This is a genomic window from Streptomyces tardus (assembly GCF_018101125.2).
GTDB classification, from domain to species: domain Bacteria; phylum Actinomycetota; class Actinomycetes; order Streptomycetales; family Streptomycetaceae; genus Streptomyces; species Streptomyces tardus.
The window spans coordinates 1-12,438 of sequence record NZ_JAELVF020000005.1; the positions used below are offsets into that span (position 1 = coordinate 1).

Annotated in this window: 2 protein-coding genes and 2 pseudogenes; 1 reads left to right on the top strand and 3 read right to left on the bottom strand. The window is 73.3% G+C overall.

Annotated elements, in window-relative coordinates; all coding sequences use genetic code 11:
• The coding region (locus JGS22_RS25565; protein WP_236074457.1) for a type I polyketide synthase at positions 1-8,073 on the bottom strand (8,073 nt) is incomplete at its 3' end.
• Between JGS22_RS25565 and JGS22_RS25570 the strand changes: the two are divergent.
• Positions 7,963-8,244: pseudogene (locus tag JGS22_RS25570) on the top strand (beta-ketoacyl synthase N-terminal-like domain-containing protein); the annotation flags it as partial. The gene JGS22_RS25565 and the pseudogene JGS22_RS25570 sit on opposite strands and share 111 nt — an antisense overlap.
• Positions 8,245-8,370: 126 nt before the next feature.
• On the opposite strand, the pseudogene JGS22_RS25575 reads toward JGS22_RS25570, so the two are convergent.
• Together JGS22_RS25575 and JGS22_RS25580 are read right to left on the bottom strand one after the other, a co-directional pair.
• Positions 8,371-8,691 (bottom strand): annotated as a pseudogene (locus JGS22_RS25575) (beta-ketoacyl synthase N-terminal-like domain-containing protein); the annotation flags it as partial.
• A gap of 101 nt (positions 8,692-8,792) precedes the next feature.
• Positions 8,793-12,438: SDR family NAD(P)-dependent oxidoreductase (locus tag JGS22_RS25580; RefSeq protein ID WP_216815180.1), on the bottom strand; the 3,646-nt coding region annotated here is incomplete at its 5' end.

Below are 12,438 nucleotides of genomic sequence, written 5' to 3' on the forward strand. Positions count from 1 at the left end.
CACACCCTCCGCCAGGAAACCGGACGCATGGATCGTCCAGTCCTGCTCGGTGCCTTCGGGCCGGGAGTAGACGGCGACCGTACGGCGGTCCGCGTCGCGGGGGCCGACGACGACCCGGACCTGGACGCCGCCCCGCTCGGGCAGCACCAGCGGCCCGGCGAGGGTCAGTTCGTCGAGGGTCGGGCAGTGCGCCGACTCGCCTGCCGCGAGGGCCAGTTCGACGAGGACGGCGCCGGGCAGCAGCACCCGGCCGAGGACCACGTGGTCGGCGAGCCAGGGCTGCGACTCCACCGACAGACGACCGGTCAGCACCACACCACCGGAATCCGGCAGCGTCACCACCGCACCCAGCAACGGATGGTCCGCCGCATCCACACCGGCGCTGCTCGCGGCGGGGGCGCCGTCGGTGGCGGTGAGCCAGTAGCGCTCGCGCTGGAAGGCGTAGGTCGGCAGGTCGACGGCGCGAGCGCCGGTACCGGTGAAGAAGCCGGCCCAGTCGACGGCGAGGCCGGCGGTGTGCAGTCGGGCCAGGGCGGTGAGGAGGGCGTCGGTCTCGGCGCGGCCCTTGCGGGCGGCCGCTACCAGCAGCATCTCGGTGCCGCCGTCGCCGTCCCGGTCGCCGTCGAGGCAGGTGCGGGCCATACCGGTCAGTACCGCCTCGGGGCCGATCTCGACGCAGCGGTCCACGCCCGCGTCGCGCAGGGCGCCGACGCCGTCGGCGAAGCGGACGGCCGCGCGGACGTGGTCGACCCAGTAGTCGGCGGTGCTGAGTTCACCGTCGCGGGCGATCCTGCCGGTCACGTTGGAGACGACGGGCAGTCGCGGCTCGCGGTAGGAGAGCCGTGCCGCGATCTCGCGGAACTCGTCCAGCATCGGGTCCATCAACGACGAGTGGAAGGCGTGCGAGACGCGCAGCGCACTGACCCGCCGGCCCTGCTCACGGAAGTGCCCGACGACCGCCTCGACGGACGCCGCCACACCCGAAATCACCACGGACGAAGGCCCGTTGACCGCAGCCACCGACACGTCCTCGACCGAGTCCAGGTGCGGCAGCACCTCGGACTCCGTAGCCTCGATCGCCGTCATCGAACCCCCTGTCGGGAGCGCCTGCATCAGACGGCCGCGAGCCGCGACCAGAGCGCAGGCGTCCGCCAGCGAGAACACCCCGGCGACATGCGCCGCGGCGATCTCGCCGATGGAGTGCCCGGCAACGAGGTCGGGGGTCACGCCCCAGGCCCCGAGCAGCCGGTGGAGGGCCACCTCGAAGGCGAACAGGGCGGCCTGCGCGTAGACGGTCCGGTCCAGTGTCTCGGCGTCCTCGCCCCAGACGACCTCGCGCAGCGGACGGTCGAGGTGCTCGTCGAGCGCCGCGCACACCGCGTCGAACGCCTCGGCGAACACCGGGTGTCCGGCGTGCAGTTCGCGGCCCATGCCGAGACGCTGCGCGCCCTGCCCGGTGAAGAGGAAGGCGGTCGTGCCGACGGACCGCGCGGTGCCCGACACGACGCCGGGGGCGTCCTCGCCGCTGGCGAGGGCGCGGAGCCCGGTGAGCAATTCCGCCCGGTCGGCCCCCAGCACCGTCGCCCGGGATTCGAGCGCGGTACGGGAGGTGGCCAGCGCGTACGCGATGTCCAGCGGGTCCGCGTCGGGGCGCCGCTCCAGGTCCTCGGCCAGGCGGGCGGCCTGGGCGCGGAGGGCCTCGGGGGTGGCGCCGGCAACGGTCCACGGCAGTACGGCGGGAGCGCGGTCACCGGTCGGGGCGTCCGTCTCCTCGGCGGCCGGGGCGGGCCCCTGCTCCAGGACGACGTGCGCGTTGGTTCCGCTGAGGCCGAACGCCGAGACGCTCGCCCGGCGCGGCTGCCCGGTGATCGGCCACGGCCGTTCCTCGGTGACCAGTTCGGCGCGGCCCTCGGTCCAGTCGACGTGCGGCGACGGGCGGTCGACGTGCAGAGTGCGCGGCACGGTGCCGTGCTCCATCGCCATGACCATCTTGATGACGCCCGCGACACCGGCGGCGGCCTGCGCGTGGCCGATGTTGGACTTGATGGAGCCCAGCAGCAGCGGACGGTCCTCGGGGCGGTCCTGGCCGTAGGTGGCCAGCAGCGCCTGCGCCTCGATCGGATCACCCAGCGTCGTACCCGTACCGTGCGCCTCGACGACGTCCACCTCGGAGGCGGCGAGCCCGGCGCCCTGGAGGGCCTGGCGGATCACGCGCTGCTGAGAGGGGCCGTTGGGTGCGGTGAAGCCGTTGGAGGCTCCGTCCTGGTTGACGGCCGTGCCCTTGACGACGGCGAGCACCCGGTGCCCGTTGCGCACGGCGTCCGACAGCCGCTCGACGAGGAGCACGCCGACGCCCTCGGACCAGCCGACGCCGTCCGCCGCGCCCGCGAACGCCTTGCAGCGGCCGTCGACCGACAGTCCGCGCTGGCGGCTGAACTCGACGAACATGCCGGGCGTCGACATGACGGTGGCGCCACCGGCTACCGCGAGAGAGCACTCCCCCGAACGCAGGGCCTGCACCGCGAGGTGCAGGGCGACCAGGGAGGAGGAGCAGGCCGTGTCCACGGTGACGGCCGGGCCCTCCCAGCCGTAGGTGTAGGAGAGCCGCCCGGAGACCACGCTGCCGCCGGCGGTGCCGGAGGGCGACACGTTCAGCGCGTAGTCGTGGTACATGACGCCCGCGAAGACACCGGTCCGGCTGCCCCGGAGGGTCGCCGGGTCGATGCCGGCCCGCTCCAGCGCCTCCCACGAGGTCTCCAGCAGCATGCGCTGCTGCGGGTCCATGTAGAGGGCCTCGCGCGGCGAGATGCCGAAGAACCCGGGGTCGAACTGGGCCGCGTCGTGCAGGAAGCTTCCGCGCCGCGTGTAGCTCTTGCCCTCCTTGCCCGGCTCCGGGTCGTAGAGGTTCTCGATGTCCCAGCCCCGGTCGCCCGGCAGGTCGGAGACGGTGTCGACACCGTCCTCGAGCAGCCGCCACAGCTCCTCGGGGGTGGTCACCCCGCCCGGGTAGCGGCACGCCATGCCGACGATCGCGATGGGCTCGTCGTCGATGCGGTCACCCGCACCGACCCGTACCGGTTCAGCCGTCCGCACGGTCTCGCCGGCGAGGCGGGAGGTGATGTGCTCGGTGACGGCGAGGGCGTTGGGGTGGTCGAAGACGAGGGTGGCGGGGAGTCGCAGCCCTGTCTGGGAGTTGAGGTGGTTGCGCAGCTCGGTCGCGGCCAGGGAGTCGAACCCGAGCTCCTGGAAAGCCCGCTCCGCACCGATCGCCTCCGCGGAACCGTGCCCGAGTACGGCGGCGACCTGCGACCGCACCAGATGCAGCACCGCACGATGCCGCTCCGCGCCGGAAAGCCCCGCAAGACGGGCACCCGGCGAGGACGAACCATCAGCCGAAGCCGACGCGAGAGCGGCAGACACACGCCGTGCCGGAACCAGACCCCGCAACAGGGCCGGGGTCTCGTCGGCCCGGGTGCGCAGGGCAGCGGTGTCGACCCGCAACGGAACGACCGTGGCCTCTGGCCGGTCCAGACCGGCGGCGAACAGCGCCAGACCCGCATCGTGGGACAGCACCGGCAAACCCTGCGAAGCCATCCGACGCCGATCCACCTCCGACAAATACTGACCCAACCCCGCACCCACATCCCAGAAACCGAACGCCATCGACGTCGCCACCAAACCCTCAGCACGACGACGCGCAGCCAACGCATCCAAGAACACGTTCGCCGCCGCGTAACTGCCCTGCCCCGCCGTCAACACCAAACCACCAGCCGACGAGAACAACACAAACGCCGCCAAATCCAGCCCAGCCGTCGCCTCGTGCAACCACCACGCCGCATCCGCCTTCGGCCCCAACACCCCATCAAAACGCTCAGACGACAGGTCACCGATCAGGCCGTTGTCCCCCACACCCGCCGCATGCACCACCGCAAGCAGACCACGACCCGCCACCAGTGAGCCCACCAGACCCTGCACAGCGTCCCGATCGGAGACGTCACAGGCCCGCACCTCCACCGCGGCACCCAACTCGACCAGCTCAGAGACCAGTTGGTGGGCCCCCGGGGCGTCCAGGCCCCGGCGGGAGGTCAGAACGAGATCACGTACGCCTCGCTCGGCAACCAGATACCGAGCCACTACCGCACCCAAACCACCCGTACCACCCGTGATCAGCACCGCCCCGTCACCATCCAGCGCAGGAACAACACCCTCGGCCTCGGGCAAACGCGCCAACCTCGGCACCAACACCTCTCCCCCACGCACCACAACCTCCGACTCACCCGACACCACAGCCGCCAAAGCCAGATCCAAACCATCCACGGAACCGTCCGCAGCAGCTTCCAGATCCACGACGGCGAAACGGCCCGGGTTCTCGGCACACGCGGCACGCAGCGCACCCCACACCGGAGCCTGCACCACATCACCCGCACCACCAACAGGCGCAACAAGCGCCACACCACGCGTCACCACCACCAAACGCGACGCGGCGAACCGCTCATCAGCCAGCCACGAACGCACCACACCAAGCACACCGTCCAACACCGCACGCACACCCACCGGCACATCCACCCCGACACCCGGCACCACACGCAACACCACCACACCCGGCACCACACCACCGGACTCCACCACCTCCGACCACTCAGCCCACACCGGCACACCCGCAACACCAGCAGCCACCGACACCCACTCAATCCCGTACAACGCACCCGCGGTACCGGACGCGGCGCCGAGCTGTTCGGCCGAGACCGGTCGACTCGCGAGGGAGCCGACGGTCAGGACCGGAGCTCCGGTGACGTCGGCGACGGAGAGAGAGACCGCGTTGCCGTCGAGCTTCCCGACGCGGACGCGGACGGCGGTGGCGCCGACGGCGTGCAGGGAGACGTTGTTCCAGGCGAACGGGACGACGGTGTCACCGTCGACATCGTTCAGAATGCCGGCGTGCATGGCGGCGTCCAGGAGCGCGGGGTGCAGACCGAACCGGCCCGCCTCCTGCGACTCCGACTCCGGCAACGACACCTCGGCGAAGAGCTCCCCGCCCCTCAGCCACGCTGCCTTCAGCCCCTGGAAGACCGGCCCATAACCGTAACCACGGTCACCGAACACCTCATACGCATCCTCCACCGGCAGCACCTCCGCACCCGCCGGAGGCCACTGCGCCAACTCGAACCCCGCAGCAACCACACCCTCCGCCAGGAAACCGGACGCATGAGTCGTCCACGGCGCGTCCGCCTCGCCCTCGGCGCGGGAGTAGATCGCGAACGTCCGACGCTCGTCGAGCTGCGGGCCCGCGACGACACGGACCTGGAGGCCGCCGTCCTCGGGCAGCACCACAGGGGCGGCGAGGGTCAGTTCCTCAAGGGTTGCGCAGCCCGCCGCGTCGGCGGCGGCGAGGGCCAGTTCCACCAGGCCCGCGCCGGGCAGCAGCACCCGGCCGAGCACCACGTGATCGGCGAGCCAGGGCTGCGCCTCCACCGACAGACGACCGGTCAGCACCACACCACCGGAATCCGGCAGCGTCACCACCGCACCGAGCAACGGATGGTCCGCCGCATCGACGCCGGCCGACCTCGGGTCCGCCGCGGTCGGGGCGGTGACGGCCGGCCAGTAGCGCTCGCGCTGGAAGGCGTAGGTCGGCAGGTCGACGGCGCGAGCGCCGGCAGCAGCGAAGAAGCCGGCCCAGTCGACGGCGAGTCCGGTGGCGTGGAGCCGGGCGAGGGCGGCGAGGGCGGTGGTCTCCTCGTCACGGTCCTTGCGCAGCAACGGCACGAAGGCGGCGTCACTGTCCTGGCCCGCACTGGTGCGCGCCATTCCACTGAGAACGCCGTCGGGGCCCAACTCCAGGAAACGGGCGACACCTTGCTCGACGAGCGCGGTGATCCCGTCGTGGAAACGGACCGCCTCCCGGACATGGGTCACCCAGTACGCGGGGACGGTCAGTTCGCCGGCCTCGGCGAGACGACCGGTCACATTCGAAACCACCGGCAGACGCGGCTCCCCGAACGACAGACCCTCGACGACCTCGCGGAACGCCTCCAGCATCGGGTCCATCAACGGCGAGTGGAAAGCATGCGAGACACGCAACGCACTGACCCGCCGACCCTGCTCACGGAAGTGCCCGGCAACCGCCTCAACAGACGCCGCCACACCCGAAACCACCACGGACGAAGGCCCGTTGACCGCAGCCACCGACACGCCTTCAACCGACTCCAGGTGCGGAAGCACCTCGGACTCCGTCGCCTCGACCGCCCACATCGCGCCCCCGTCCGGAAGCGCCTGCATCAGACGACCACGAGCGGCGACCAGAGCGCAGGCGTCGGGCAGGGAGAAGACTCCCGCGACATGCGCCGCAGCCACCTCACCGATCGAGTGACCGGCCACGAACTCCGGCCGCACACCCCACGACTCCACCAGACGGAACAGAGCCACCTCAACGGCGAACAGACCCGCCTGCGCAAACTCCGTCCAGTTCAGGACCTCGGCGTCCTCACCCCACACCACCTCACGCAGCGAGCGCTCCAGATGCGCGTCAAGACCCGCACACACCGCATCGAACGACTCCGCGAACACCGGGAAACGCACATACAACTCACGGCCCATACCCAGACGTTGCGAACCCTGACCCGAGAAGAGGAACGCCGTACCGCCGGTACGGACGGTGTCCTCGACGACGGCGGGGTGGGGTTCGGCGGCGCCGAGGGCGGCCAGGGCGGCGGCGGTGGTCTCCGGATCGGTGGCCAGGACGACCGCGCGGTGCGGGAAGGGTGCGCGGCTGGTGGCGAGGGAGAGCGCGATGTCGACAGGGCGCGGGGGCGGGGTGGTCGTGAGGCGGGCGCCGAGGCGGGCGGCCTGGTCGCGCAGGGCGGTGGCGGAACGTGCGGAGAGCGGCCAGGGGATGACAGCCGGTTCGACGAGCGCGGCCGGAACGGTGGCGGGCCTCTCGTCGTCGGGGGCCTCGGGTGCGTCGGTCTTCTCCGTGGTCGCCTCGGTGGCCTGTTCGAGCAGGACGTGGGCGTTGGTGCCGCTGATGCCGAAGGCGGAGACGCCCGCACGGCGGGGGCGGTCGGTGTCGGGCCAGTCGGTGGCCTCGGTGAGGAGGGCGACGGAGCCGGCCGTCCAGTCGACGCGGGAGGAGGGGCTGTCGACGTGGAGGGTGGCGGGCAGCAGTCCGTGGCGGATGGCCATCACCATCTTGATGACGCCGGCGACACCGGCCGCGGCCTGCGCGTGGCCGATGTTCGACTTGATGCCGCCGAGGTGCAGCGGGCTGCCCTCGGGGCGGTTCTGGCCGTAGGTGGCGAGGAGGGCCTGGGCCTCGATGGGGTCGCCGAGAGTGGTGCCGGTGCCGTGCGCCTCGACGGCGTCGACCTGGTCGGCGGTGAGGCGGGCGTCGGCCAGTGCGGCTTCGATGACGCGGCGCTGCGCGGGGCCGTTGGGGGCGGTGAGGCGGCTGCTGGCGCCGTCCTGGTTGACGGCGGAGCCGCGCACGACCGCGAGGATGTGGTGCCCGTTGCGGCGCGCGTCGGAGAGCCTCTCCAGAGCGAGGACGCCGACGCCTTCGGACCAGCCGGTGCCGTCGGCCCCGTCGGCGAAGGACTTGCAGCGGCCGTCGCCCGCGAGGCCGCCCTGCCGGGCGAACTCGACGAAGGTCGTGGGGCTCGCCATCACGGTGACGCCCGCGGCGAGCGCCAGCGAGCACTCCCCCGCGCGCAGGGACTGTGCGGCGAGGTGCAGGGCGACGAGGGAGGAGGAACAGGCGGTGTCGACGGTGACGGCTGGGCCGACGGCGCCGAAGAAGTAGGAGAGCCGCCCGGACAGGATGCTGGTCGCGTTGCCGGTGAGCTGGAAGCCCTGGACGTCGTCCTCGGGGCCGACCCGGTAGTCCTGGGGCATGGCGCCGACGAACATGCCGGTACGGGAGCCGCGGACTCCGGCGGGGTCCGTTCCCCCGAGGACCTGTGGCGCCTGGTCGCCGAGGGCACCGACGCCGTCGGCCCGCTCCCCGCGGACCGCAGCTGGGACCTGGACGGCCTCTACGACCCGGACCCCGGCACCTCCGGCAAGAGCTACGTCCAAGAGGGCGGATTCCTGCACGACGCCGCCGACTTCGACGCCGACTTCTTCGGCATCTCCCCTCGCGAGGCCCTCGCGATGGACCCCCAGCAGCGCCTCATTCTGGAGACCGCCTGGGAGGCCGTCGAACGCGCCCGGATCAGCCCCGCGGCGCTCCGCAACACCGACACCGGCGTCTTCGTCGGCGGCGCCGACACCAACTACGGCTCCCTGGCCCGCACCGCGCGTCGGCGGAGACGGCGGCTAGGCGAGCCCGAGTTCGTTGTCGATGAGGTCGAACATTTCGTCGTCCGTGGAGGTGTCGAGGTCGGCGGCGTCGTGCAGGAATCCGCCCTCTTGGACGTAGCTCTTGCCGGAGGTGCCGGGGTCCGGGTCGTAGAGGCCGTCCAGGTCCCAGCTGCGGTCCGCGGGGAGCGGGCCGACGGCGTCGGTGCCCTCGGCGACCAGGCGCCACAGGTCCTCGGGGGAACGGACCCCGCCGGGGAAGCGGCAGGCCATGCCGATGACGGCGATGGGCTCGCCGTCCCGTGCCTCGACCGACTCCAGCCGCTGCCGGGTGCGGCGCAGATCGGCGGTGACCTTCTTGAGGTAGTCGCGGAGCTTGGCTTCGGAGCTTGCCATGGGGTGGTTCCTCTGAGTTCGAGAAGGACGCGTTCGGCCGGACCTGGGGCGGGAGCTGTGTCCGCCGACGCGCGGTGCGGGCGCGTCGGCGGAGACGGCGGCTAGGCGAGCCCGAGTTCGTTGTCGATGAGGTCGAACATTTCGTCGTCCGTGGAGGTGTCGAGGTCGGCGGCGTCCTCGTCGGTGTCCTGGGTGGCGTCGAGCTTCCACTGCAGGGCCTTGAGGCGTTGGGCGAGCCGGACGCGGTCCTGGTCGTCGAGGTCGGCGCCGCCCACGGCGGCTTCCAGGACGGCCAGTTCGGCGAAGACGGCCCGGTCCGGTTCCTCGGCTTCGGTGCCGAGTTCGGTGCTCAGGTGCTGGACCAGGGCGGCGGGGTCCGGGTGGTCGAAGATCAGGGTGCTGGGGAGGGTCAGTCCGGTCTCGGCGTTGAGGCGGTTGCGCAGTTCGACGGCGGTCAGCGAGGACATCCCGAGGTCGAGGAAGCCGCGGTCCGCGTCGAGGGAGTCGGCGGAGGCGTGGCCGAGCACGGCGGCGAGGTGGGCGAGGACGGTGCGGCGCAGGAGTGTCTGCCGCTGGGGGCCGTCGAGCTCGGCGAGCCGGGCCCGGAAGTCGGCCGGAGCGGCTGCACCGGTGACGGGGGCCGCGGCGGTGCGACGGGCGGCCGGGCGGGCGAGGGCGCGCAGCAGCGGGGGCGCCTCGTCGGCGCGCAGGGCGCGGGTGTCGAGGCGTACGGGGACCAGTTGGGCGGTGTCCAGGAGCGTCGCGGCGTCGAGGAGGCCGAGGCCCTGGTCGGCGGTGAGGGGGCGGATGCCGGAGCGTTCCAGGCGGGCGAGGTCGGCGTCGTCGAGTGCACCGGTCAGTGCGCTGCGGTCCTCCCAGAAGCCCCAGGCGAGGGAGTGCGCGGTGAGGCCGCGGGCCCGCCGGTGCTCGGCGAGGGCGTCGAGGAAGGCGTTGGCCGCCGCGTAGTTGGCCTGTCCGGGCCCGCCTGCGATCCCGGCGTAGGAGGAGAACATCACGAACGCGCTGAGCTTGAGGTCGCGGGTGAGGTGGTGCAGGTGCCAGGCGCCGTCGGTCTTGGGGCGCAGGACCGTGGTGAGGCGTTCCGGGGTGAGGGTGTCGAGGAGGCCGTCGTCGAGGACTCCGGCCGCGTGGACGACAGCGGTCAGGGGGTGTTCGGCGGGTACGGCGGCCAGGACCCGGGCGACCTGGTCGCGGTCGGCGGTGTCGCAGGCGACGATCTCGGTCTCGGCGCCGAGGGCGGCGAGTTCGTCGCGCAGGGCGCCGGCGCCGGGGGCGTCGGGGCCGCGGCGGCCGGTGAGCAGCAGCCGGCGGACGCCGTGCCGGGTGACGAGATGGCGGGCGACGAGGGTGCCGAGGACGCCGGTGCCGCCGGTGACGAGGACGGTTCCCGCGCCCGTGCCGTCGCCCCAGGGCGCGGTGGTGACGGATGCAGGGGCGCTGTCGGGGTGGTCGGCGCGGACCAGGCGCGGCACGGTGACGGTCCCGGTGCGGACGGCGAACTGGTTCTCGCCGGTGTGCTCGGCGACGGTGACGGCGTGCGCGAGGGCCGTGGTGGAGCTGTCGTGTCCGTCGCTGTCCGCGAGCAGGAAGCGGCCGGGGTGTTCGGTCTGCGCGGAGCGCAGCAGACCCCAGGCAGTGGCGTCGGCGAGGCCGGGGACGGTGTCGTCCGGGCCGGTGGCGACAGCGCCCTCGGTCAGCAGCAGAAGCCGGGTGGCGGCGAAACGGGGTGCGCGCAGCCAGTCGGTGGCAAGGGCGAGGGCCCGGCGCGCCGAGGTGTGCGCGGCGGTGACGGTGTCGTGGTCGGTGGTGGCGCCGGTGACGTCGTCGGTGGCGTGGCTGTGGGCGGCGACGACGAGGGCGGGATGGGGGGTGTCGCCGGAGTCGAGGGCCGCGGTGAGGTCGGCCAGGTCGCGGTGGACGCGGACGGTGACGCCCGCCCTCTCCAGGGCGGCGCTGAGGCGTCCGGGAGCGCCGCCCTGGAGAGGGCGGGCGTCACCGTCCGCGTCCACCGCGACCTGGCCGACCTCACCGCGGCCCTCGACTCCGGCGACACCCCCCATCCCGCCCTCGTCGTCGCCGCCCTCGACGAACACCTCCCGATCGCCGTCCCCGACGACGGCGCCGTCGTCGGGGACGGCGATCGGGAGGTGTTCGTCGAGGGCGGCGACGACCGGGAGGCCGGTCTCGTCACCGGCCCTGACCGCCCAGTCCAGGAGGGCGGTGGTGGGTACGACGACGGTGCCGTGGACGCGGTGGGCGTCCAGCCAGGGCTGCGTGTCGAGGCTGAGGAGACCGGTCAGGACGGCTCCGCCGGAGGCGAGCCGGACGACGGAGTCGAGTCCCGCCGGGTCGGCCTGCGCGTCGGTCGCCTCCAGCCAGTACCGCTCGCGCTGGAAGGCGTAGGTGGGCAGATCGACGGGGCGGCCGTGGGCGACGACGGGGCTCCAGTCGACGGGGAGGCCCGCCACGTGGGCGGCGGCGAGGGCCGTCAGGACGCGGGCGGTGCCGCCGTCGTCGCGGCGCAGCGAGCCGAGGACGACGGCTTCGGTCCCGGTCGCGGCGGCGGTGTCCTCGATGCCGACGGTGAGCACCGGGTGCGGCGCGCACTCGACGAACACGTCGTGGCCCTGGTCGAGCAGGGCCCGCAGGGAGTCCTCCAGGCGGACGGTGGAGCGCAGGTTGCGGTGCCAGTAGGGGGCGTCGAGCGCGGTGCCGGGGAGCCAGTCGGCGGTGACGGTGGAGAAGAACGGGATGTCGCCCTCGCGGGGTTCGACGCCGGCGAGGGCGGTGGGCAGGCTCTCGGCGAGCCGGTCGACGTGTGCGGAGTGGGAGGCGTAGTCGACGGGGATGCGGCGGGCGCGGACGCCCTGCGCCTCGCAGGTGGCGAGGAGGGTGTCCAGGCCGTCGGGGTCGCCGGAGACCACCACGGACGCGGGGCCGTTGACGGCGGCGACGGAGACGCCGGGCAGGTCGGCGAGGAGGGCCGTGACCTCGTCGTGCGGGGCGGTGACCGCGACCATGCCGCCGTGTCCGGAGAGTTCGCGGGCGATGGCGAGGCTGCGGACGGCGACGATCTCGGCGGCGTCGGCGAGGGAGAGGGCGCCGCTGACGGCCGCGGCGGCGATCTCGCCCTGGGAGTGGCCGAGGACGGCGGCGGGCTTGAGCCCGTGGGCCCGCCACAGCGCCGCGAGGGAGACCATCACGGCCCAGGTGGCGGGCTGGACGACGTCGACCCGGTCGAAGGTGGGGGCGCCTTCGGCCTGCCGCAGTACGTCGGTGAGGGACCAGTCGACGTGCGGGGCGAGGGCGGCCAGCCCGGCGCGGAAGTCGCCGCTGACGACGTGCGCCGAGGGGGCGCCGTCGGCGAGGGCGGCCAGCCCGGCGCGGAAGTCGCCGGGGGCGGTGCCGATGACGACGGCACGCTTCTCCAGCAGCGCCCGGCGGGTCAGCAGGGAGTGCGCGATGGCGGCGGGGTCGGTGTGCGGGTGGGCGTCGAGGTGGGCCAGGAGCGCCTTGGCCTGGCCGCGCAGGGCGGCGTCGCCGCGCGCGGAGAGCAGCCACGGCAGCGGTCCGGACGTGGTGTCGTCGCCGGGCGCCGCGGCCGGCTCGTCGGGGCTCGCGGGCGCCTCCTCCAGGATGACGTGGGCGTTGGTGCCGCTGATGCCGAAGGAGGAGACGGCGGCGCGGCGCGGCCGGGACTCGGCCGAGGCGGGCCACTCGGTGGCC